Origin of the sequence: Vibrio maerlii (assembly GCF_003415655.1) — a bacterium.
Lineage (GTDB): Bacteria > Pseudomonadota > Gammaproteobacteria > Enterobacterales > Vibrionaceae > Vibrio > Vibrio maerlii.
The window spans coordinates 211,648-233,981 of record NZ_QRHC01000007.1; the positions used below are offsets into that span (position 1 = coordinate 211,648).

The 22,334-nt window shown below is 44.5% G+C and carries 20 protein-coding genes; 15 read left to right on the forward strand and 5 right to left on the reverse strand.

The annotated features are described in order from the left end of the window. The first annotated feature begins 8 nt into the window (after positions 1-8). The 6 genes from DPF91_RS14045 to DPF91_RS14070 are packed head-to-tail and all read left to right on the forward strand — an operon-like array spanning position 9 to position 6,365. Positions 9-1,019 (forward strand): AAA family ATPase, encoded by a 1,011-nt coding sequence (locus DPF91_RS14045; protein WP_117235059.1) that lies wholly within the window; start codon positions 9-11, stop codon positions 1,017-1,019. Positions 1,020-1,028: 9 nt separating this feature from the next. Continuing rightward, a complete protein-coding gene (locus DPF91_RS14050) occupies positions 1,029-1,970 on the forward strand; it encodes a DUF58 domain-containing protein (RefSeq protein WP_117235060.1) in 942 nt (313 codons plus the stop codon). Beyond that, on the forward strand, positions 1,963-2,460 hold the full coding sequence (locus DPF91_RS14055) for a DUF4381 domain-containing protein (RefSeq protein WP_117235061.1): 498 nt from the start codon (positions 1,963-1,965) through the stop codon (positions 2,458-2,460). The genes DPF91_RS14050 and DPF91_RS14055 overlap by 8 nt, the downstream gene beginning before the upstream one ends. Next, positions 2,457-3,461 (forward strand): VWA domain-containing protein, encoded by a 1,005-nt coding sequence (locus DPF91_RS14060; RefSeq protein WP_117235062.1) that lies wholly within the window; start codon positions 2,457-2,459, stop codon positions 3,459-3,461. The genes DPF91_RS14055 and DPF91_RS14060 overlap by 4 nt, the downstream gene beginning before the upstream one ends. Next, positions 3,461-5,071: a vWA domain-containing protein gene (locus DPF91_RS14065; RefSeq protein ID WP_117235063.1), complete on the forward strand. Its 1,611-nt coding sequence runs from the start codon at positions 3,461-3,463 to the stop codon at positions 5,069-5,071. Before DPF91_RS14060 ends, DPF91_RS14065 begins: the two co-directional genes overlap by 1 nt. Before the next feature lie 16 nt (positions 5,072-5,087). After that, a complete protein-coding gene (locus DPF91_RS14070; protein WP_117235064.1) occupies positions 5,088-6,365 on the forward strand; it encodes a BatD family protein in 1,278 nt (425 codons plus the stop codon). Between the two features lie 110 nt (positions 6,366-6,475). Here DPF91_RS14070 and DPF91_RS14075 read toward each other — a convergent pair whose 3' ends face one another. Next, entirely contained in the window at positions 6,476-7,153 is a 678-nt protein-coding gene (locus DPF91_RS14075; RefSeq protein ID WP_117235065.1) for a GntR family transcriptional regulator, read from the reverse strand. Between the two features lie 337 nt (positions 7,154-7,490). Here DPF91_RS14075 and DPF91_RS14080 point away from each other — a divergent pair, with 337 nt between their 5' ends. The 4 genes from DPF91_RS14080 (at position 7,491) to DPF91_RS22280 (ending at position 11,210) form a co-directional block, all read left to right on the forward strand. Then, a complete protein-coding gene (locus DPF91_RS14080; protein WP_117235066.1) occupies positions 7,491-8,492 on the forward strand; it encodes a porin family protein in 1,002 nt (333 codons plus the stop codon). A 141-nt stretch (positions 8,493-8,633) separates the two neighbouring features. After that, the gene (locus tag DPF91_RS14085) at positions 8,634-9,680 is read left to right on the forward strand and encodes a DUF2860 family protein (RefSeq protein WP_117235067.1); all 1,047 of its coding nucleotides are present in this window, start codon (positions 8,634-8,636) and stop codon (positions 9,678-9,680) included. A 203-nt stretch (positions 9,681-9,883) separates the two neighbouring features. After that, entirely contained in the window at positions 9,884-10,255 is a 372-nt protein-coding gene (locus DPF91_RS14090) for a thiamine-phosphate diphosphorylase (RefSeq protein ID WP_117235068.1), read from the forward strand. 430 nt (positions 10,256-10,685) lie between these two features. Next, positions 10,686-11,210 carry a GGDEF domain-containing protein gene (locus tag DPF91_RS22280; protein WP_117235143.1) on the forward strand — a complete coding sequence of 175 codons (525 nt, stop codon included), beginning with the start codon at positions 10,686-10,688 and terminating at the stop codon, positions 11,208-11,210. A gap of 122 nt (positions 11,211-11,332) precedes the next feature. On the opposite strand, the gene DPF91_RS14100 is transcribed toward DPF91_RS22280, so the two are convergent. Further along, positions 11,333-12,769: a sucrose-specific PTS transporter subunit IIBC gene (locus tag DPF91_RS14100; RefSeq protein WP_117235069.1), complete on the reverse strand. Its 1,437-nt coding sequence runs from the start codon at positions 12,767-12,769 to the stop codon at positions 11,333-11,335. Positions 12,770-13,012: 243 nt separating this feature from the next. On the opposite strand from DPF91_RS14100, the gene DPF91_RS14105 reads away from it, so the two are divergent. Both DPF91_RS14105 and DPF91_RS14110 read left to right on the forward strand, forming a co-directional pair. Then, complete coding sequence (locus tag DPF91_RS14105; protein ID WP_117235070.1) at positions 13,013-14,002, forward strand: LacI family DNA-binding transcriptional regulator; 990 nt, start codon at positions 13,013-13,015, stop codon at positions 14,000-14,002. 190 nt (positions 14,003-14,192) lie between these two features. Beyond that, the gene (locus DPF91_RS14110) at positions 14,193-15,824 is read left to right on the forward strand and encodes a glycoside hydrolase family 32 protein (RefSeq protein ID WP_117235071.1); all 1,632 of its coding nucleotides are present in this window, start codon (positions 14,193-14,195) and stop codon (positions 15,822-15,824) included. Positions 15,825-15,928: 104 nt separating this feature from the next. Here DPF91_RS14110 and cra read toward each other — a convergent pair whose 3' ends face one another. Then, positions 15,929-16,909: a catabolite repressor/activator gene (gene cra, locus DPF91_RS14115; RefSeq protein WP_117235072.1), complete on the reverse strand. Its 981-nt coding sequence runs from the start codon at positions 16,907-16,909 to the stop codon at positions 15,929-15,931. A 314-nt stretch (positions 16,910-17,223) separates the two neighbouring features. Between cra and fruB the strand changes: the two genes are divergently transcribed. From fruB to fruA, 3 genes are read left to right on the forward strand one after another with little or no spacing between them, the layout of a single operon-like run. Continuing rightward, complete coding sequence (gene fruB / locus DPF91_RS14120) at positions 17,224-18,360, forward strand: fused PTS fructose transporter subunit IIA/HPr protein (protein ID WP_117235073.1); 1,137 nt, start codon at positions 17,224-17,226, stop codon at positions 18,358-18,360. A 4-nt stretch (positions 18,361-18,364) separates the two neighbouring features. Then, positions 18,365-19,354: a 1-phosphofructokinase gene (gene pfkB, locus DPF91_RS14125; protein ID WP_117235074.1), complete on the forward strand. Its 990-nt coding sequence runs from the start codon at positions 18,365-18,367 to the stop codon at positions 19,352-19,354. A 19-nt stretch (positions 19,355-19,373) separates the two neighbouring features. Next, on the forward strand, positions 19,374-21,101 hold the full coding sequence (gene fruA, locus DPF91_RS14130; protein WP_117235075.1) for a PTS fructose transporter subunit IIBC: 1,728 nt from the start codon (positions 19,374-19,376) through the stop codon (positions 21,099-21,101). A gap of 80 nt (positions 21,102-21,181) precedes the next feature. Here fruA and DPF91_RS14135 read toward each other — a convergent pair whose 3' ends face one another. Continuing rightward, positions 21,182-21,631, reverse strand: coding sequence for a DUF3429 domain-containing protein (locus tag DPF91_RS14135; RefSeq protein WP_117235076.1), 450 nt, complete (start codon positions 21,629-21,631; stop codon positions 21,182-21,184). Positions 21,632-21,647: 16 nt separating this feature from the next. Then, on the reverse strand, positions 21,648-22,208 hold the full coding sequence (locus DPF91_RS14140) for a glutathione peroxidase (RefSeq protein ID WP_117235077.1): 561 nt from the start codon (positions 22,206-22,208) through the stop codon (positions 21,648-21,650). Positions 22,209-22,334: the final 126 nt, after the last annotated feature.

Here is a 22,334-nt window from a genome sequence, read left to right on the forward strand (position 1 = left end):
GGCAGATTATGACTGAAAATCGTTGTTTGGAATCCGTATCAAACCTAATAAAAACGGTGAATCAAAGTGTGGTAGGGCAAGAGCACCTGACACAATCATTGGTGATTGCACTTTTAACGGGTGGTCATGTACTGCTAGAAGGTTTGCCGGGAACCGCAAAAACGCGTTCGGTGAAGTCTCTTGCAACGGCATTAGATATTGACTTCAAACGCGTACAGTTTACTCCAGATCTGCTTCCATCTGATGTCACCGGCGCAAATGTCTATGATAAAGACACCGGTACGTTGAAGTTTCAACCTGGCCCGATCTTTAGCTCAATATTACTTGCCGATGAGGTCAACCGCGCACCAGCGAAAGTGCAAGCAGCATTGCTTGAAGCGATGGCAGAAGGTACGGTAACGACTAATGGTCAAACCCTTTCTCTGCCTGAACCATTTATGGTGCTTGCAACGCAAAACCCAATCGAACAAGAGGGAACCTACCCATTGCCTGAAGCGCAGATGGATCGCTTCGTAATGAAGGTCGATGTGCACTACCCAACGCTAGAGTCAGAGATGGACATTATCCGTCTGGTTCGTCAAGAAGCATTAGGAGAACTGCCTAGCAGTGGTAAACAAACAATCGATAATCACTCAACTAACAATAGTACTTTGGAATTAAGTGTTGATGATATCCGTCAAGCAAAACAGCAAGTGAAATGCATTTACTGTTCAGAATCTATCGATACCTATATTGCTTCTTTGACGCATGCCACAAGGCAACCGGAAACTTTTCCTCATAGTCAACTTAGCCACTGGCTATTGGTCGGAGCCAGTCCTCGCGCCTCTATTGCAATGGATAATTGTAGCCGTGCGCACGCTTGGCTTCAGGGGCGTGATTATGTCACACCTGACGATGTGAGAAGCGTTGCTCACTCAGTGCTTGGTCACCGAATTTCGTTGAGCTTTGAGGCGCTGTCTTCTGGCGTATCAAAGGCCGATGTCGTAGATGAGTTGTTGAAAGTGGTGCCGCTGGCATAAGGCGTACTGATGTCAAAAGATCATGTCGATTCAAGGGTCTACAGTGACTTACAAGCGTTACTCAAAACGGAGCACCTTGCTCAGCAATTGGTGCTGCCACCGAGCGCCAAGTTCGGGTCTCGGTTAGTCGGTAGGCATTTTTCCAGTTTTAGTGGGCGTGGCTTGAGTTTTGAAGAGTTTCGTCATTATCAAGCGGGCGATGATACACGCAATATCGATTGGGCGGTGACTCTACGGACTGGGGAGCCTTATGTAAGAGTATTCTCGGAGGAAAAAGATCGTCCCGTTTACTTGGTTGTTGACCAAGGCTCTAACATGTTTTTCTCTTCGGTCGACACAATGAAATCAGTGGTGAGTGCTGAAGTCGCCGCTGCATGTGCGTTCAGCTGTGTAAAAAGTGGTGACCGATTGGCCGCCGTACTCGTCGGCGACGAATCTATTGATTTGTTCCCACCACGTCGTAGCCGTGACCACATTTACCAGATACTAGGTAAAATAGAACAGATGAATCAGTCTTTATCCGCGCAGGGTCGTGTTGATTCAAGTCCTCAATCGCAAATTGAAAAAGCGCTAAAAGACATTGCCATCATGAAGCCAAAAGGGGCTCTGATTATTGTGCTGACAGATTTCTATAATCTGCAAGAAAGCACAATAAAGCAACTGCAGTGGCTAAAGCAACACAATGATGTATTGGGTGTTGCAATTAGAGATCCTCTGGAAATGGATCTTAATCCTTCTGAGTCTTTGTTAATGAGTGATGGTGACCACCAAGTGTTATTGGGCGACGAGTACGCTGAACAATTGGTTCGTTATAACCAAGAGCACAATCAAAAATCGGATCGTTTAAGGGTTCTGTTTGCGGCTAATGGTTTTCCAATGATTGAGCTTTCCACTACAGGTACTCATCAGCGTGACCTTATCCAACAAATGATGGGGAATCGCCGTGTCTAACAACAGCCTTCTAGAACACTTTATTGATCCACTATCTCCTACTGCAATTTCTTGGATGCCACAAACCACGGGATGGAAGGTCGTGGCTGTAGCGTTTTGTTTATTGGTTTCGTTTTGGTGTTATCGCACGTGGTTAGAATTCAAACAGCAGGGGTACCGGCGTGAGGCGATTAGACAGCTCAAACAATTAACCTTTGACTGTCAGGTATTAAATGAGCCTCAAATAACACTTCAACAGCTGAATCAAATCGCAAAGCACACAGCGATGCAAGCATACCCAAATCTAGAAATAGCAAGTGTGTACGACCGCGATTGGCTTGAGGTCCTTGATCGCACTTGCAACGAAATTGATTTCAAACAGCCTCTGTTTGTTGTATGGCAGCGTAGCTTATATAACCCAGCTCATGAGAATTGGGACTCACACCAGTTAAATGAGCTTATTGATGCGATTCATACCTGGGTAAAGCATCACACTAAGGAGTTGAAATGATTTCCTTTGAAGTACTTGAAGCCCTGTGGTTATTGCCTTTGCCCTTATTTGTGTACAAGCTAGCTCCTAGTTACCTTTCACGACAGCAGGCAATTAAAGTGCCTTTTTTCAATGTGTTAGTGAATGAGTTAGGGATTAAACCACAGCCGGGTGCGCAGACAGCAAGAGTGATACGTCCACAAAAAGCAATCATTGCTTTTGGTTGGTTGATGTTAGTGCTTGCTGCCGCCAAGCCGGTGTGGATGTTAGACCCACAAACCTACGAGCGATCAGGTCGCGACCTTATGCTGGTGGTCGATCTCTCGGGTTCGATGGTGACGCAAGATTTCACGGATGAATTTGGCCAACCTCAAACCCGCTTAGACAGCGCAAAACAGGTTCTTAAGTCTTTTAGTCAGAGACGGGAAGGGGATCGGTTGGGCCTTATTTTGTTCGGCGATTCGGCATTTTTGCAGTCCCCCTTCACACTTGATCACGCAGCTTGGCTGGAGCTTCTCCATCAAACTGAAGTCGCGATGGCCGGTGAAAGCACCAGTCTAGGCGACGCTATCGGTTTGGGTATTAAAACCTTCTTAGAAGAAAGCGGTGACTCTTCGAATCAAGAAAAAGTGATGATTGTGCTCACCGATGGCAATGATACCGACAGTTTGGTTCCTCCTATTGATGCTGCCAAGGTTGCAGCCGCAAAAGGAATTCGTGTTCATATGGTAGCGATGGGTTCTTTGGCCTCATCCGGCGATGAAGCGATTGATATGGATGTCATTAATCAAGCGGCTGCGTTAACAGGTGGCGAAGCTTTCTTAGCGATGTCTGCTGAGTCATTAAACGATATCTATGTGGTGCTGGATGAGTTGGAGCCTAAATTGTTTGAGAGTTTTACCTACCAACAGAGCGTATCTCTTCACTACATTCCAGTGATCGCCATTTTTTTGCTTCACCTCTGCTTTGTGATTGTTATGAGCATTAGACGCAATAGACCAAAAATAGGAGCACAAGTTTGATGGAAGCATTTCACTTTATGCGACCGGAATGGTTGCTGCTATTGTTGCCCTTTCTGTTACTCATTGCCTATAAGTTGAAGCAAGGGAGTGAATTATCGAGTGATGTTAAAGCTATTCCCTCCCACCTTAGGCGTGCTTTATTGGTTGGTCATGGGCGTTGGCGACGCAATACTCCTACTATTTTACTCGGATTGCTGGGTGTCTTAGCGGCTATAGTGGCTGCAGGACCAAGCTGGCAGCGTCAGGTATCGCCAATCAGTGAAGACAACTCTGCTTTGGTGGTGATTCTCGATGTGTCAGATTCTATGTTGCAAAATGATATCGCGCCGTCACGACTATATCGAGCCAAGCAAAAGATCAATCAATTGATTGAACAGCGCAACGCAGGCTTAACCTCATTAGTGGTTTATTCGGGCAGTGCACATCTTGCGATGCCCTTGACGAAAGATAAGGCGGTATTTAAGCCATTATTGGATGGTATACACCCTGATGTGATGCCTCGAGAGGGCAAGTTTGAACACTACTCGCTTTCTGTGGTCAGTTCGTTATTACGTAATCACCCCAGTAATGCAACGGTGCTTCTTGTTTCTGATGCCGTTAACGTCAATCAGTTTGATAGCTGGCAACAATATTTTACTGAAACAGAACATCAACTTTTAATCTGGGGAATCGGGTCAAATAAGCGTCAAGCCGCAATGCCATTGGATGAAGACAGCTTGGAGCGGCTCGCGAGTACGATAGACGGGGAGTATGTTCGCTTTGAATCCGATGATTCAGATATCACTCAATTATTGAAAAAAGTATCAGCAAGCTCTCAGCTGAATGGTGAAGAATCCGAGCCCTGGCTTGATTCAGGTTACATGGTGGTTTGGTTAATGGTTCCGATCTATTTGCTCTGGGCACGTAAAGGCTGGGTCGTACAGTGGTGCTTGCCGTTGGTGGTGTTGTTTTCTGCCTTTCACTCTGAATCTACTTATGCCGGGGACTTCGTTTTCTTTGATCTGTGGTTGAGTAAAGATCAGCAGGGGCAGTACTTATATAACAATGAAGAGTATCTCCAAGCAGCAGAAACCTTTGAGGATTATCATTGGAAAGCGGAGTCTTACTATCAGGCTGGTGAATATGAGTTGGCGAAAAATTATTACCTCAGACTTGATACTTTAGATGCTCAACTTGGTGTCGGCGCTTCTTTAGCAAGACAAAAGGAATATGTAAAAGCGCGAGATTGGTATCAATCAATGCAAGTCCACTACCCAGAAAATGCAACCGTAAAAGCCAACCTTGACGTCGTACTAAAAATTGTCGAATACATCAATAAGTTCAGCGAAGGCCAAGCGAAAAGCAATGAGCGACAAAAAAGTAAAGAATTGGGTGACAAACCGAAAAAGTCAGATGGTGTTGAGCAGTTAGTACAGCAAGATCAGATTCTGGCAGAAAAACTTTCGGCTACAGATATTTTGAACAGTGAAGCGATGAATGACAAGTGGATGAACCGAGTAGAAACCAATCTAGCCCCCTTTCTTTCGAATAAGTTTTACCTTCAATTAGAAAAAGGGGTGGGTACGAACGGGTACGACTCACAAGACGTTGAATTGAGTCGTTTACCATAGGCAATGAGGATTAGTCATGAAAACACTGAATAAATCTGTTGTTGCCTTTGTTGCTTTGCTAGTCAGTACAATGAACATCGCATGGGCAAGTACCAGTCAGCAAGAACAACTGATGCAACTATCTCAACAAAAACGTGTGGTTGTGAACGCGACAATAGCACCAACAACGACAATCGTTCCCAATCAGCAAGTGGTCGTGAATATAGAGGTGATGACCGATACCTGGTTCACCAAAGGCACCCGAGTTCACCGCTTTGATGTACATAATGCTTTGGTGATGCAGCGTTCTTCATTTGCTACCAACTCTATAGAAAGAACGAACGGCCGCAAATATTCAAAGCAGGTGTGGGAGATGGTGGTTTACCCTTTAGAAGAAGGGCGCTTTTATGTCCCTAGCATTGTGATTGACCTTGCGGTAAGGGGAGACGAAGGTAATGTTGCTGGTCAATTGATTACTCAGCCTTTTGAGTTCGATGTTGAAGCAATGACAGCTGTTAATGAGGATGCGAATTGGATTGTTGGTGAGAACTCAAAATTCACTCAGGTTTGGACTCATATTCCGACGAATGGTGAACCTCAACAGTTTAGCCATCTGGACGAATTAGAGCTGCATGTAGGGGATGCCATCGAGCGAACCGTAACCTACTCTATTGATAACGCGACGGCTACCTTGATTCCAAAGCTGTTGCCAGAATTTGAATCCTCGCAGATCATTAAATATACAGAATCGTCTCAATATCAAGATACACAAAATCGCGGTGTATACAGTGCTAGTCGCATAGATAAAGAAATTTACGTCATTAACGATGCGGGGCAGGTTCAGATTCCCGATAATGAACTCTCTATTTGGTCTCCATCGGCAGATGTAGCAAAGACAGTCGTTTTAGGCGGGGTCCAGCTTGATATTAAGCACACGACAGCAAGTTATATTCGTATGCACTGGATGGTGTTGAGTGGGGTATTAGTCGGTAGCTTAGCTCTCATTGTATTGATTATTCTTAGCATCAATAAATATCAAACTTTAGCTCAGAAACAAGCATTGCCTATCGGTTGGCTGTTTTTTCTATCTGTATGGAAAAGAGAAGATGCAAGAGCTGAGGCATTATTGTATCGAAAAAGACAACAAAATAAGCAGCTGGTACTGTTAGAAGCGACATTAAACAACAGGCAAACGGAGGGTAGTAGCTCTGATGTGCTTATAGGGCGCTGGCAACAGGCGAAATATCAAAACCAAGCTGGGGAAGTGGCTCGAAACAGCAGAAGGACCTGGATTAAACTCTGGTTTGCTCTTTGATATTCCCATTATGGCAGTTTGGTGAGTGGTTTTTAGTGGGGCACAAATAAGAAACCCTAGCTTGTGCTAGGGTTTTTAACGTAAATCTGATTTTCAACGTTATTTCCAGTTTATACCGTTAAACCTTCCTCGCCGATTCTCTTGAGCATACCGAAGCGCACGTGTTCTACTAATGTTTCTAGGTGTGCTTCAAAGTATGCGATGGCTGCTTTCTTATCGCCAGTAAGGCTAAGATTTGAAATGTTGCGCATTTTATCTAATTCAAGAAAACGCTCTGCATCTTCATATGAAACGAAGGTATGAACATATCTTGCAAAGCGATTAATCAAACGCATAAGAAAGTCTGCCATAGACGCCATTTTGTGGTTGGTGAGAAGTGAGCTATAAAACTGAATGAGCGTGTCAATCATATCCCCTTCACCACCAATTGGATTTTTTATTTGATTCAATTGATTACAAAACTTTAGTTGAGCAATTTGCCAGTTCTCGTCAGCGTTTTCTATGGCCTTAGCGATGACTATGTTCCCCGTAATCAACAGTGACTCTTTTACGTCTTCCAGTTCATCGAAAGTGAGGGGGGTTACATAACAGCCTCTGTTCGCTTCCATGGTGACATAGCCTTCTTTGTCGAGAAGAAATAGCGCTTCACGCATTGGAGAAGCCCCTATTTCATATCTTTTTGTTAGCTTTGAAACGGCTAGATGCTCAGAAGGCTGGTGTATTCCTCTAAGTATGTTGCGTTTAATGGTTTCCTTAGCCGTTAGGCTTAATGTAGATAAAGAGTTCATTGCGTTGCTCGTTATAAATTCAACTGAATATTTAATTATTATTTAACTGTTTTAGATAATATCAGGAAAAATATTTAAATAAACAAATTATAAATCCAAAATTCAAATGCAGTAATTATACTGATTTTGTCTTTTTGAGTAGATTAAACCCCTTATTCTTGGTGTTAAATTTAATTCAATGATGTTCTTTTAAGTAAATTTACTTAATTTTGTTAAATCTATATTGATGCAGTAGTTTTTCCGTATTTTAATTGTGAGCCTCTCCACATAATACGCCCACTTACTAAGCAAACACGCTTGGTAATTAATACGTTAAGAAACGAATAAAGGGCACATCATGAAAAAGACCATTATTGCACTGAGCATCGCTGCTATCTCTTCGGCTGTATTCGCTGCAGACACGACTTCTCAAAATAGCAAGCCAGTGTTCGAGTTTGATCCGGTTCATAAAGATCAGTTCTCTGTATCTGGTGCTTTTGGCCTAGGTGGTTATTACGATACTAAATCCAAAGCTATCTACGATGATTGGGCAACGGGATTAACGCTAGCTGTAAATTATCGCAACAACCGTTTAGTTGGCTATGTTGAAGCTGACCTTGAGCTGAACTACACCACCGATGAGGATGCACCATTCCCGTCAGAGACAGATCTGAACACAGATATTGATAAAGCTTGGTTCGGTATTGATACAGGTTACGGTGTTGCTTCTTTTGGTTGGGAAAATGACACCGCTTTAGATGCTGTTGATGGTGCTGGTGACTTTACACATGAGTTTGGTACGTCTGTTGATGACGCATCTGACGCATTCAATGTTGTGAAGTTCCAAGGCTCAACATCAGGGATTGCTTATGGCCTTTCGTATTTTGAAACAGACGAAACACACTCTGACGCTGATAAGGGTGTCAATGGCTACCTGGGTTTCGAACATGAAGTGTTTAATGTTTATGCAGGTTACGAAGCTCGTGATGATGCTGACTATGACCTAGCGACAATCACTGGGAACGCAACCTTTGGACAATTCCAACTTGGCATGAATGCATGGCAAGAAAATGGTCAGTCTGATGTTGAAAGTAATACAACAGACTTCATAGAAACGGGCTACTACGTCTCTTCTGCATACGCTCTGAATGAACAACTAACGCTTGCGATGGGCTACGCTTATGCAAAAGAAGAACAAGATGGTCAATCAGATATTGAAGCGAGTTATGTAAACATCGCAGCTAAATATAACCCGACTGACGTCATCAGCATGGGGATGGATATTCGCCAAGATATCGACGTTGAAGCAGGCAATGATGAAGAAACTTACGTCTTTGCTAACGCTTATTACTTCTTTTAATTAAATTCTTACTTCGCATTTGAAGGTGCTCTTTGGAGCACCTTTTTATTTTTGCAGTAGTTTTCCGGTATTGAATAAATATCAGGCTGTTAAAGTACTGCAAATTCAACGATTCCAAGTAAACAGCAGCCAATTAACACAATGAATAAATACAGCAGTGCAGCAATTATTTCTCTTAGCCTAGTCTCCGGTTCTTCAATCGCCGCTTTGGCTCCAGAAACAGGCTTTTCTGGTGAAGTGAACTTACTCGCAGGTTACTACCGAGATACCAATAACTTCAGCACCAACCACAGTGCTTATCAGCAGGACATTACTTCGAAAGCCGAGTCTAGTGACGAAGCGAATAACGAGGTTGATGGTGACGGTATCGCTGGCCTACTGGGTAACGTAGATTACACTTTCGGTAGCAAGCTTAATCATCAACTGTTCTTGGGTACTTCTCGCGAAGAGATCGCGACGGGTTCTCTAGCGTTTGAACTGGGTTATCGCTATCAGTTTAAAGACGGTACAACTGTTGCGTTCTCAACCTTACCAACACTGGTTTCTACCGAAGTTTGGGCCGATCCATACGCAATCAATGAGAACCGTAAAAAGACTGATCTTTCAGGAAATGCGGGTCGCATTAAAGTTGACCATTTAATGGGGTCGGCGTTTGGTGTTGATTTTGGGTTTGGTGTTGCTGAAGTTGATGAAGATAACTCTGGTGAAGATGCGCAAACGGAAATTATCGCAACAGATGGTGAAGTGTTAACAGCAGAAGAGGCCGAGCTTCTGCAGCGCGATCGCAAGTACGCGAGCATGAAAGTTGATTACCTGTACTTCTTACCAAATAAGATGGGCGCAGTAAGACCGTCTTTCACCTATGCGAAGTCTGATGCCGATGGTGAAGCGCTCTCTTATGATTCATACAAAGCTGAAATCTCTTATGCGAAAGTTATTGGCCACCATAGTTATGCGGTGACGCTGGATGCTCGCAAGCGTGACTATGATGCGGTTAACCCGTTATATGACGTGACACGTGAAGACAAGCAATACGGCTTATTCTTCGCTTATGAATACGCAGAGATCTTCGGTGCAAAAGATTGGGGTCTAGTGACTTTGATGGGTGCAAATAAAATCGACTCAAACATCAACTATTACGACTCTGATTTCTTATTTGTTTCTGTAGGTGCGAACTACAAGTTTTAATATTCATTGTGAATGATTTCGAAGGCTGGTGTGTTTACATCAGCCTTTTTTGTTTTATCGACAAACATCATGATTTGTTGATAAGTATCCTCACTACTAAACTGCGGCGCATCATAAAGCTAAGCCCGCTTTGTCCTTTGAGTATTTTACCACAGTTTGGGGCTTAACCCAGCTTACTATGATGAGTACTTGGAGTAATTCTTTTGAAAGAACTAATCAACTTATGCCCAAAGCGTATGATGCGCGAGCGTAGTGAACGTGAATATGATTTGCGAGTTCGTAATTGTGTGAGTGATGATGAATATCACTCTCGAATGATGGTTTGGGACAGCTTAAAACAGCTGCCTAAAGATTCGCACGAAGACTACAACCTAGTTGGCATTGCTTACGAGAACATGCGTAAGGCTCAACAGAATGTAGGTCAAGCATTGGCGGTGAGCTACGAAGAGTTTGCGACAACGGCAAAAGATGAGCTCAACTACATCAATATTTATGTACTGGACTCGAAAGTTCAAATGTTCTGGTACGCGACTCTGCTTCTTGCTATTTGCGGAACGGTTGCACTGTATTTCTAGATAAAGCGTTAAATTAGACGTCGTATGAAAGGCGAGATGCAATAAACGAGAAAGCCACTCACAATATCGTGAGTGGCTTTTGTTCAGAGGTATGCTGACCGTCGTCAAATACGAAAATGCTCTAAACGAGTTAATAGCCTCGCTCTACCGGTGTAGGTTAGCTTAAGCATTACATGGCAAATCAGTTGTTTTATAACGAGGCTTGTCAGTGAATATCGACAGTATCAAGTTTGGGGACACGCCATTTAGGTTTATCGAGCTAAATGCCAATGACCACACCTCTTTTTTAAACCGATATAGTGACGTTGTATTTTTTCAACCTTCTCGGTTTGACTATGTCCTCATTGAGAGACACGCACTCTTCGCTCCGCTCCATACAATAGTCCCAATTACCTTCGCAGCATGGTTATTCATCTCCATCATTTTTTACATGGTGCTCAACTTACAATCCAAGAATGAGCTTATAAGAGAGAAAACAGAGCGTTCTATAACGGACAATCTTACGGGAGTGTTTAATTGGGATTACATTGATTTAATTTTGATGAAGGACGCTTCATTGGACCAAGGCGGTATTGTTCTTTATCTGGATGGCAATAATGTCAAAATGATCAATGACAATTACGGGCATGACTATGGTGATCTCGCGATTAAGATGATTTGTGATGTCATCAAGAGCTGTGTTCGTAGAGAAGATAGCGTGATACGTATGGGCGGAGATGAATTCGTGGTCGTACTAAAGCATTGCGATGAAGAGGGAGCGGTTAAGATCTATGAAAAAATAGCCGACGCTTTGGTTCTTCAGTCGAGTAGTAAGTTGCCATTTATTGATGAAGGTGTCTCGGTTGCTCCTGGGTATTGTTTATTCACTAACAGAAAAGACTTTGAACACGCGATAATCAATGCGGACCTTAAAATGTTAGAGAGCAAACAAGAAAGTAAACTAGGCCGTGCTTAAAATAATAAACAGCAAAACCCTATTTATCTGAACCTGAAGCATTATGCGCACCCGAGCTCAGAAGCGCCCAAAATTTTCATCGTAGGCGCTTCGTTACTCGGAACTCACTTTTTAAGGTTCTATTACGCTGTAGCCAGTTTAGCTTTGCGTTTCTCGTTTGCTGATAGTACTAGCGTTAGCACGAATGCGACACCAAATGCGATTGCCATACCTGCAACAAAGAAGCCTAGTTTGCCTGGAACAATTGAGATGATACCTGGTAGACCAGCGGCACCTAGTGCTTGAGCTTTCACGTGGAACAGAGTCACGAATGCACTTGCTGATGCTGCACCGATGATCGCTGCTATGAATGGGTAACGCAGTTTTAGGTTTACACCGAACATTGCAGGTTCTGTAATACCAAGCAGTGCCGTGACGCCAGAAGGCATCGCGATACCTTTTAGTTTCGTGTCTTTCGTCGTAAAACCAACCGCAAGTGATGCGGCACCTTGAGCCACGTTTGACATTGCGGCGATTGGGAAGATGAACGTACCACCAGTTACCGCGATGTCGGTTAGCAGCTGAGTTTCGATAGCGATGAAGCTGTGATGCATGCCCGTGATTACGAATGGTGCGTAGATCAAACCAAACAGTGCACCACCAATGAAGCCTGCAGAGTCGTATAGCCAGTTAAGACCGTCACCCAGTAGAAAGCCGATATCGCGAGTGAATGGACCCACTAATGTGAATGTTAGGAAACCGGTAATAAAGATAGCTAGCATTGGTGTGAGCAGGTTATCCAGTACCGATGGGATAACTTTACGTAGACCATTTTCTACTTTCGCGAGAATGAATGCTGATACTAAAACAGGGAGTACAGAGCCTTGGTAACCTACTTTTTGGATTTCAAAACCGAAGATATTCCAAGTAGGGATCGTGCCTGCAACGCTTGCACCACCGAAGCCCCAGCCGTTTAGTAGGTCAGGGTGAACCATTAGCATACCAAGTGCCGCTCCCAAGAATGGGTTACCGCCAAACTTCTTGCTTGCAGAGAATGCCAATAGAACTGGAAGATAAACAAAAGGTGCGTTGGCAAAGGTGTTGATCATGCTAGCAAGATCGGCAAGACCAGGATTTGCATCAATCAGTGATTGACCTTCAAGGAATAAACCTTGTGCAGTTAGCAGGTTGAAGATACCCATCAACAGACCGCCTGCAACGATCGCTGGGATAATCGGTACAAAGATATCTGAAAGACCTTTTACTGCGCGCTGAACAACGTTTTGTTTCTGTGCACCTGCAGAAGCGACTTCAGACTTAGTCATTTCTGACATGCCCGTGAGTTTGCTCAGCTCAGCATGTACTTGGTTTACGATGCCTGAACCAAAGATAATTTGGTACTGACCCGCAACCTTAAATTGACCTTTCACGCCATCAAGGTCAGCAATTGCATCTTCATCGACAATTGATTCGTCTTTTAGCGCCAAACGAAGGCGTGTAGCACAGTGCGCAAGCGCTTGTAGGTTGTCTTTACCACCTAGAAGCTCAAGCAGTTGTTTTGCAATAACAGGATAATTCATTCCAAACCCCGGTTGTTGTTTTTTGTATTTTCAATGTTTAGTTCGAAAAAGGTGTTGAATACTTTTGGGAACGTTTGCGAGGTGGATTTTTCAAAAATACCGAACGGTCGTCAAAGGTATGTATAGAATTCTGTGATGTTGATCGTCAATTTTATGTGGTTCTCTGCCGTGTTGACGGTGAATTTGAGCTGGAATTTTGATATTTTTGCAAACCTTACCAATAAGTTATAGAAGTGAATGTAGATGGCTAGCTTACATGACGTCGCAAAACTGGCTGGAGTGTCAAAATCGACTGTATCTCGCGTGGTAAATAACGAGTATGGCGTGAAAGAGGCAACTAAAGTCAAAGTAATGGCTGCGGTGAAAGAAGTTGGTTATGTGGTGAATCAGGTTGCCAAAGATCTCAAGTCACAAAAGACAAATCTAGTTGGAATCATTGTTCCTCGTGTCGCCTCGAACGCAACTTCACAGGGCGTCGATGGATTAAGCCGAGTGTTTGAGGAAGCTGGAAAGCAGGTGCTTTTAGCGAGTACTCAGCAAGATACTTCTAAAGAAATTGAATATATTCAACTATTTAACCAAAAGCGAGTGGAAGGGATTGTCCTTTACGCGACACATGTTGATGCCGAGTTAGTGGACGCTATTGAGAAGTCCAATGCTCCTGTGGTGTTAGTGGGCCAAGATGGTTCACTGTTCAATATCCCGAGCATTGTCCACGATGACTTGCGAGTAGGCTTCGAGGCAGGCAAGCGATTAATGGCGGCGGGGTGTAAAAAGCTAGGTTTCGTTGGGGTAGCAGAGAGCGATTACGCAGTAGATAAGCTGCGCTCTGACGGCTTGAAGCAAGCAATTTCAATGAATAAAGGAACAGAACTGCTGTTTCATAGCCACGGTGAGTTCACTATCGAGTCTGGTTATGAGAGCACCAAAGCCTTAATTGAACAGTTCCCTGATGTCGAAGGTATTTTCTGTGCAACGGACCGAATCGCTGTGGGTGCTCTTAAGGCACTGAAAGAAAAAGGAATTGACGTTGGTGATAAGCTGAAATTGCTTGGTGTAGGTAACGATGAATTGGGATTTGTTGCGTCTCCTTCTTTATCTACTTTTAGCTATGCCTTTGATAAAGCGGGCGAAAATGGTGCGAGAGTGTTGTTGGATCTAATTCAAGGTAAGCCGCAAGAGATGAGCAAGATTGTTCTGACATTCCAGAATATCGACCGAGAAACCTGCTAGCCCATAGCTTTCCTTTTGAAGACGTCAAACGAAATAATAACCTGAATAGCCCGCTATGCGGGCTTTTTTGTGCGCTCGATCACGCGATTAAGGTATGGGGTGTCGTGTTGTACTTGCAGACCTCATTTGATTTCTGTAGATTTGCAAACGTTCCCAACTATCAGTTTCCAACAAACGCAGAGTAAACATAATGTCCATTGAGAAGTATATAGACCTATGTGGCGGTAATGAGAATATCACTCGTGTGCTAGTTCCTGGTGATCAACTTATCTTCGCTGTGAAAAATTCACAACTTATTGCAACAAGTGAGTCAATCGACACTGTTCAAGATGTTCTTGGCGAAACTCAAGTGGTATTCACTCGTCCTGAATCTGTGACGAACGACATGCTTCTATGTGTAGGTAAGAGAATTGCTTCTCAACAACTTCAACAGATTGAGTCTTTCTCTGACCCTGTTGAGTGTGAGTACCGTCCTCAATGGCATATATCACCGCCTCAAGGTTTGCTAAATGATCCAAATGGCTTTGTTTTTCATGATGGTCAATATCATATGTTCTACCAATGGTATCCATACGCTTGTGTACACAAAGATAAGCATTGGGCGCATTTGACCAGTAAAGACTTAATTAACTGGGAGTGGCAGCCGATTCCACTTACTCCATCTGATTGGTTTGATAGCCACGGCGTTTTCTCTGGTCATGCGCTGAGTATGGGCGAAGAGTTGATGCTGTTTTATACCGGCAACACCCGTATCGGGCCTGAGCGTGATCGCCATACCACGCAATGTTTGGCGACGTCTAAAGACGGCATCAACTTTGAAAAGCACGGCCCTGTGGTCGGTGAGCTGCCACCAGGTACAACAGAACATGTGCGTGATCCAAAGATACTTCGCCACAACGACAAATGGTTGATGTTACTTGGTGCTCAAACGACCGAGCTCAAAGGTCGCTTTGTCGTCTATACATCAGATGATTTGAAAAGTTGGGAGTTTGACTCTCTGTATGGTGATGAATTGGGCGATTTCGGCTACATGTGGGAATGCCCTGATATGTTTGAGCTGAATGGTCAGATGTTCTCTGTTCTCGGTCCACAGGGCATTGAGTCGTTCTCACAACACAATACGATTCCTCATCATAATGGTATTGCTAAATCTCAGTGGACTGAAGGCTTCGGTTTTAGTGTGTCTGAGTTCGAGCATCTAGATTACGGTTTCGATTTCTACGCACCTCAAACGATGCTGACGCCTGATGGTCGCCGTGTTATGTGCGGTTGGATGGGGCTTCCTGATGAAATAGACCAACCAAGCACAGACAATGGTTGGGTTCATCAACTGACGACAATGCGCGAAATGCGTTTTGAAAATGGTAAGTTGATTCAATGGCCAATTGCCGAGCATGATTCGCTGGTTAGTGAAACTCAACAGATTATGCTGACTCAAGATGCTTTTGATGCGCAAGGAAAGTCGTTTGATCTTGAGCTTGAACTTGAGTGGGGTCAAACACTTAACCTATTTGAGAGCAGCGAACACAAGGTGACGCTTAAAGCTGATTATGAAACCAAGCGTCTAATCCTAGATCGCAGCCAAACCTTGAATCGTGCTCAAGATACCGTGCGTGAAGTCATTCTTGATTCAGATAAAGTGAGCCTGCGTATCTTGGCTGATACTTCATCGATTGAAGTCTTTATCAATGGTGGTGAAGCGGTCATGACGGGTCGAGTATTCACAGCTGTTGATGCGAGTGGTATTTCTGTTGATACGGGTAGCGTGAAAGCAACAGTGAAGCGCCTGAAAGCTTCTGAAGCTCCTTTCATGCAAGTCTAAACAATCGATAGAGCTCACTCTTATGTACAAGACCCAGCAACTTGCCGGGTCTTTGCATGCAGGAGCTCAACCGCATTAAAAGAGCTTACCGGCATTTCAATTTTTTAATTTCGTATAACAATCTTTCTTGGAATCAGCTCTACCCCAGCCTCATAACGCTTTGCCGACGCATTCAACGCGAGCGCCATCGCGCTATCGGCAATCAGCTCAAACTGCTGTGGTAGAGAGTTTACTTTACAAGGTAAGAAGTCGAGTAATCGGTTGTCGCCAAAGGTGGCAAGCTTGATATCATCCATTTGCGAAGGATGTTTGAGTAATACATCTATGACACCCTCTAATAAGGTATAGGAGGTGGTAATGATCGCATTGGGTAAGTTATCGTCATCAATCCATTGGCTGACTAACTTGGCTCCTTCTTCTCGAGAGAAGTGCTCACCGTAAACAACCTGTGTTGAGACTTCCTTCTTCTTACACAATGCTTTAAACCCTTGCTCTCGTTCTTGAGAGACCTTTAGATTAGGTAGTGCACCGATGAGCCCAACACTTTCAACCCAAATATTGATTGCGGATTCAGTGAGCTTGTAAGCGCCATCAAAATCTTCACTTAATACACAGCTGAAGTGTTCATCGTTAAGCGGACGGTCAATCGCGATGATTGGCGTTCCTGAGTTTTGTAGCTTCAGGTAATGTTCATTGGCATTGGGTAAGCAGCTCGCGACAAATAAGGCATCAATACGGCGGCTGATCAGTGCTTCTGCAACTTTAACTTCCGTCTCTGGTTCGTCATCTGAACAACCAATTAGAATCTGAAAGCCGGCTTTACGAGAGTTTTGCTCTAACAGTTTTGCTAAACGAGCGTAACTGGTGTTCTCAAGATCCGGAATGATCAAACCAAACGATCGAGAGTTTCCGGCACGAAGTGCAGATGCCGCCAGGTCTGGCTTGTAGTTGTACTCTTCGACAACTGCCATCACCTTTCTTTGCGTTTTTTCACTGATCCGGTACTTCTGAGCTTTACCATTTATCACGTAACTAGCGGTGGTCTTAGAGACTCCTGCTAGTTTTGCTATCTCATCTAACGTCATTCTTTAAGCCTTGTTCTGTGCGCCGGATCATAATAATACACACTTGATCCTTGGATAAGTTGAATTATAAGCTGAATCGATTCAGTATAAAAGCTGAAAGGATTCAGCAAAGCTCGAAAGTAGAGATAGCTCACCAAATTGAGTGTTCTGTAATCAATTCAGAGTTTTTCTGAGTTCTTTAAAGTAAAGAACCATTTTTTATTTAACTATTTGCTGAATCGATTCAGTTCCTCGGCGAAACAGTATCAACAAGATGTAATCAAGGCAGCGGCTAGTGCTGCTTTGTATAACAGATAACTTAGGTTGGAGAGCCCATGCTTAAGCTAAACAACGATGACATCACCCTCGCGCAATCAGCGTCAAATAAGTTTGAAGCGATCAAGAACATTGCTCAGTCCCTTACGGATAAAGGCCAGGTAGAACAGGGTTATGTTGAAGGAATGCTAAACCGTGAAAACCAGAACTCGACGTTTTTGGGCAACGGTATTGCGATTCCACACGGTACCACAGACACCCGTGAGATGGTAAAAACCACAGGCGTAGCCGTTCACCACTTCCCACAAGGGGTTGAATGGGGTGATGGTAATACTGTGTATGTGGCAATTGGTATCGCTGCAAAATCGGATGAACATTTAGGCATTCTCAAGCAGCTTACTAAAGTGCTTGGTGCCGACGGTGTAGAAGAGCGTCTGCGCAATGCAAGTTCGGCACAAGATATCATTGCACTACTGCATGGTGATATTCAGCTTGAGGCTGATTTTGATGCGTCTCTGGTGCAGTTGTTATTCCCTGCAAGCGATATGGTTCAAATGAGCGCCGTTGCTGGCGGTTTACTGAAAAATACAGGCTGCGCAGAAAGCGAGTTCGTGGCTGATTTGGTAACGAAAGAACCGACTCACCTAGGTAAAGGACTATGGCTTGTTGGTAGTAACAAACAAGTAAATCGCACTGGCGTATCCTTTGTTTCTACTGCCAATTATTGTGAATATCAAGGCGAGAAAGTTCGTGCTTTGGTTGCGTTCGCTGCCTGTAACAATGCACACCAATCGATCCTTAAAACCTTGTCTGAAATGGTGTTCAAGGGTGAGCAAGACAAGCTTCTTGATGCTTCAATCGAACAAGTTATTGGTTTGCTAAAAGGTGAAGAAGTGGTGGCTGCTGAAGCTGCGAATGATGACAACGTAGCCGTGTTCAAAATTAAGAATGCGCACGGTCTTCATGCTCGCCCTGGTGCAATGCTGGTGGCAGAAGCGAAGAAGTTCGAGTCAAACATTCGCGTAGCAAACCTAGACGGCGAAGGTAAAGCGGTGAACGCTAAGAGCCTGATGAAGGTTATCGCGCTTGGCGTAAAACACGGTCATAGCCTGCAGTTTACTGCAGAAGGCGTGGATGCATCTAAAGCTCTAGAGTCCATCGGTCAAGCTATCGCATCCGGTCTTGGTGAGGGTTGATCCTATGAGTAAGTCAAAAACAAACAAGGTTGTGACCATTACGCTCAATCCAGCATTGGACTTAACGGGTAGCCTTTCACAACTGAATGTTGGTTCTGTAAGCCTGGTTAACAAAAGCAATCTGCATGCAGCGGGTAAGGGCGTTAATGTGGCCAAGGTGCTGAGCGATTTGGGTGCAGACGTTACGGTTACGGGTTTTTTAGGTAAAGACAACCCAGAGCTTTTCCACCAATTGTTTAACGACATTAAAGTGACGGACCGCTTCGTTGAAGTGGATGGCGCAACACGCATCAACGTTAAATTGGTCGAAGAAAGTGGCTCAGTAAGCGACATCAATTTCCCTGGTGTTCAGGTTACTTCCGATGATATTGCTCGCTTTGAAGCGACGTTATTTGAGCTTGCTGAAAGCCATGACTACTTCGTGCTTGCCGGTAGTCTTCCTGGTGGAGTAACGCCTGAGCAGTGCGCGGGTTGGATTGAGAAACTGCATCAACAAGGAAAAAAAGTACTGTTCGATAGCAGCAAAGCAGCGCTTCGTGCAGGCATTGAGTCTCATCCTTGGTTAATCAAACCAAACGATGAAGAGCTTGGCGAGTTTGTAGGCGAGCACTTAGATACAGCAGAAAAATGCCAACGTGCAGCAACATCGTTAAGTGCAAAAGGTATCGAGAACATTGTGGTATCGATGGGCTCTGATGGTGTGATGTGGCTAAACGACAATGCTTGGCTACGTTCACAGCCGCCTCGCATGGATGTAGTGAGCACGGTAGGGGCAGGTGACACACTTGTCGCAGGTCTATGCTGGGGGCACATGCAACAGATGCCAAAGTCAGAATTACTCCGCTTTGCGACGGCGCTTTCAGCTTTAGCTGTAAGCCAAGTCGGTGTGGGTCTAACCAGTCAACAAGAACTGGAATCTATTCAGCTGAAAACTGAAGTGAATGAATTATCTCCAATTACGAACTTAAACATGTCTGTTAAAGACATGATCTAAGGAACATAAGGTTACTACTATGAATATTGCCATTATCACCGCGTGCCCAAGCGGCGTAGCGAATAGCATTCTTGCAGCTGGTTTATTAGAGCAAGCATCTGTAAAGCTAGGTTGGAATGCAAAAATTGAATGCCAATCGAGTGTAATTGAATCTACGACGTTGAGCAGTTCTGATATTGAACAAGCGGATGCGATCATTATTGCAGCAAACACGTCGGTGGATACTTCACGCTTTGTGGGTAAGAAAGTTTATCAGGCAGACATTAAGGCTGTAACGCAAGACGCAACGGCATTTCTAGAAAATGCTGTCCAACAAGCGACTGAGCTGGTGCAAGCAACGACGCTAGAAGCGAAAACGGAAACAAGCTCGGGTGTTAAGAAGATTGTTGCGATCACTGCTTGTCCAACGGGGGTTGCACACACCTTTATGGCTGCGGAAGCGCTTGAAGAAGAAGGTAAGCGCCGTGGTCACCAGATTAAGGTTGAAACTCGTGGTTCAGTCGGTGCTAAAAACCAGCTGACAGAGCAAGAAATTGCTGAGGCAGATCTGGTCATTATCGCTGCTGACATTGAAGTACCACTTGATCGTTTCAACGGCAAGAAAATGTATCGAACTAAGACTGGCCCAGCTCTGAAGAAAACCTCCGAAGAAATGGAAAAAGCGTTCGAACAAGCAACCACTTATGAACATTCAGGCTCTGCAAGCTCAGCTGCAACTGAAGAGAAGAAAGGTGTGTACAAGCATCTCATGACAGGTGTTTCGCACATGCTACCTGTGGTTGTAGCAGGTGGTTTGATCATTGCACTCTCTTTTGTGTTCGGTATCGAAGCGTTTAAAGAAGAAGGTACGTTGGCTGCAGCGCTAATGAACATTGGTGGTGGCTCTGCATTTGCGTTGATGATCCCTGTTCTGGCTGGCTTTATTGCATTCTCAATCGCGGACCGTCCAGGTCTGGCTCCTGGTTTGGTTGGCGGTATGCTAGCAAGCTCAACGGGCGCAGGCTTCCTAGGTGGTATTGCGGCAGGTTTCATCGCGGGTTACTCGGCAAAACTTTTGGCGGAGAAAGTCTCCCTTCCTCAATCAATGGAAGCGCTTAAGCCTATCCTGATCATCCCATTCGTCGGTACGTTGATCACTGGTTTAGCCATGGTTTACATCGTTGGTGGTCCGGTTGCTGGCATCATGACTGCGTTAACTGACTTCCTAAACAATATGGGCTCTGACAGTGCAGTACTATTAGGTATTATCCTTGGTGCAATGATGTGTTTCGACCTTGGTGGTCCGGTAAACAAAGCCGCTTACGCATTTGGTGTTGGTCTACTGGCTTCTCAAACTTACGCACCTATGGCGGCGATCATGGCTGCGGGTATGGTACCTGCACTAGGTATGGGGCTTGCGACTTTCATTGCTAAGAACAAATTTGAGCAAAGCGAGCGCGAAGCGGGCAAAGCGTCATTTGTACTTGGCCTGTGCTTTATCTCTGAGGGTGCAATCCCGTTTGCTGCGAAAGATCCAATGCGTGTAATCCCAGCGTGTATGGCCGGTGGTGCACTGACTGGTGCGTTATCTATGCTGTTTGGCGCTCAACTTATGGCTCCACACGGCGGTCTATTTGTTCTACTAATTCCAAACGCAATTACACCTGTACTGATGTACTTAGTAGCCATTGCAGCAGGTACGGCGGTAACGGGATTCGGTTATGCGTTCCTGAAAGGTCGCGAAGATGCTAAACAAGTGACGGCTTAATCCCCCAATAAGCCATCTATAAAGTCGTGACGAACAAGCCCCACAGCTGTCGAGTTGGTGGGGCTTTTGTTTATCTGGGCTTACTTGAAGATGAGTGCCAATACGTGCATAAACACCACAAAGCTAGTGAGTTTGCTACGCATGGTTAAATAAAAAGAGCGTTCTTCTTTGCGACTCTCACTCATATTGTGTCTTTCGATAAACCAGATTGAGAGGTAACCTGCGGTCAGAAGCATCGTTGCAAGATAGAAGTTGTTGCTATCAATTAACAATACTAACCAAGCCACGAGAGCGAACACATTGCTCACAATGAGCAGATTCTGTACTGCGTCATTCTGTTTAGAAGCAATGCCACTGCCCCACAACACACCAGAAAGAAAGCTTAAGATTACTGCGCTGTAGGTCGTAAAAACCGTCGCACCGTTTAGGTTGAGTAGCTCGATGTTGGATATTGTAAGAATCAATCCGACAGAAAAGGGTACGAGCCCCAAATAGCCGAGACTTAACATGGTTTTGTTTGTCGGAGACATGCCTCACTCTCCCTTTCTATAACTGGTCTTGAATCGCATTGACTAGGGTGCTGCTCATCGGTGACGTGGTACTTGGAAATGTACCGACGACCTTGCCATCTTTATTAATCAAGAATTTGTAGAAGTTCCATTTCGGAGTGATGCCTGCTTGCTGACTGATCTTGGTGAATACTGGATTAGCATCTGCTCCTTTGATTGAGCTTCTTCCCATCATTGGGAAAGTTACGCCGTAGTCGAGATAGCATATCTTCGCTGTCTGCTCTTCCGAACCTCTATCTTGTCTGAAGTCGTTACTTGGGAAACCAATCACCGCAAAGTCTTGCTGGTTGAACTTTTGGTGAAGTTCCTCAAGTTCTTTGTACTGTCCGGTAAAACCGCATTGGCTTGCGGTGTTCACAACAAGCAGTGTTTTGCCTTTGAATTCCTCGCATAAGTTTATGGTCTCGGTAGAGTTGAGCAGTCTCTGTTCGCCGTTGAGAATGTCCGGACAAGACGAAGCGACGGCATTAGAGCTGAAAAGACCAAGCAGCGCGGGTGCAAATAACTTAATGAGTGTGTGATGGCTGAATCTCGACATGGGTGATCTCCTAATTCCTCACTTTTCTACCTTAGCTTAGGATTGGACGATCACTTTTTGTTTGGACGAGTAGGGGTATTGAAACGAAAAAGCCCCGACATAAATCGGGGCAAAAAGGATATGAAA

Excerpts from the sequence above, each read along its gene's own strand:
- DPF91_RS14045 (WP_117235059.1), top strand. The coding sequence starts at position 9 with ATGACTGAAAATCGTTGTTTGGAATCCGTATCAAACCTAATAAAAACG.
- DPF91_RS14050 (WP_117235060.1), top strand. The coding sequence starts at position 1,029 with ATGTCAAAAGATCATGTCGATTCAAGGGTCTACAGTGACTTACAAGCG.
- DPF91_RS14060 (WP_117235062.1), top strand. The coding sequence starts at position 2,457 with ATGATTTCCTTTGAAGTACTTGAAGCCCTGTGGTTATTGCCTTTGCCC.
- DPF91_RS14065 (WP_117235063.1), top strand. The coding sequence starts at position 3,461 with ATGGAAGCATTTCACTTTATGCGACCGGAATGGTTGCTGCTATTGTTG.
- DPF91_RS14070 (WP_117235064.1), top strand. The coding sequence starts at position 5,088 with ATGAAAACACTGAATAAATCTGTTGTTGCCTTTGTTGCTTTGCTAGTC.
- DPF91_RS14075 (WP_117235065.1), bottom strand. The coding sequence starts at position 7,153 with ATGAACTCTTTATCTACATTAAGCCTAACGGCTAAGGAAACCATTAAA.
- DPF91_RS14080 (WP_117235066.1), top strand. The coding sequence starts at position 7,491 with ATGAAAAAGACCATTATTGCACTGAGCATCGCTGCTATCTCTTCGGCT.
- DPF91_RS14085 (WP_117235067.1), top strand. The coding sequence starts at position 8,634 with ATGAATAAATACAGCAGTGCAGCAATTATTTCTCTTAGCCTAGTCTCC.
- DPF91_RS22280 (WP_117235143.1), top strand. The coding sequence starts at position 10,686 with ATGGTGCTCAACTTACAATCCAAGAATGAGCTTATAAGAGAGAAAACA.
- DPF91_RS14100 (WP_117235069.1), bottom strand. The coding sequence starts at position 12,769 with ATGAATTATCCTGTTATTGCAAAACAACTGCTTGAGCTTCTAGGTGGT.
- DPF91_RS14105 (WP_117235070.1), top strand. The coding sequence starts at position 13,013 with ATGGCTAGCTTACATGACGTCGCAAAACTGGCTGGAGTGTCAAAATCG.
- DPF91_RS14110 (WP_117235071.1), top strand. The coding sequence starts at position 14,193 with ATGTCCATTGAGAAGTATATAGACCTATGTGGCGGTAATGAGAATATC.
- cra (WP_117235072.1), bottom strand. The coding sequence starts at position 16,909 with ATGACGTTAGATGAGATAGCAAAACTAGCAGGAGTCTCTAAGACCACC.
- fruB (WP_117235073.1), top strand. The coding sequence starts at position 17,224 with ATGCTTAAGCTAAACAACGATGACATCACCCTCGCGCAATCAGCGTCA.
- pfkB (WP_117235074.1), top strand. The coding sequence starts at position 18,365 with ATGAGTAAGTCAAAAACAAACAAGGTTGTGACCATTACGCTCAATCCA.
- fruA (WP_117235075.1), top strand. The coding sequence starts at position 19,374 with ATGAATATTGCCATTATCACCGCGTGCCCAAGCGGCGTAGCGAATAGC.
- DPF91_RS14135 (WP_117235076.1), bottom strand. The coding sequence starts at position 21,631 with ATGTCTCCGACAAACAAAACCATGTTAAGTCTCGGCTATTTGGGGCTC.
- DPF91_RS14140 (WP_117235077.1), bottom strand. The coding sequence starts at position 22,208 with ATGTCGAGATTCAGCCATCACACACTCATTAAGTTATTTGCACCCGCG.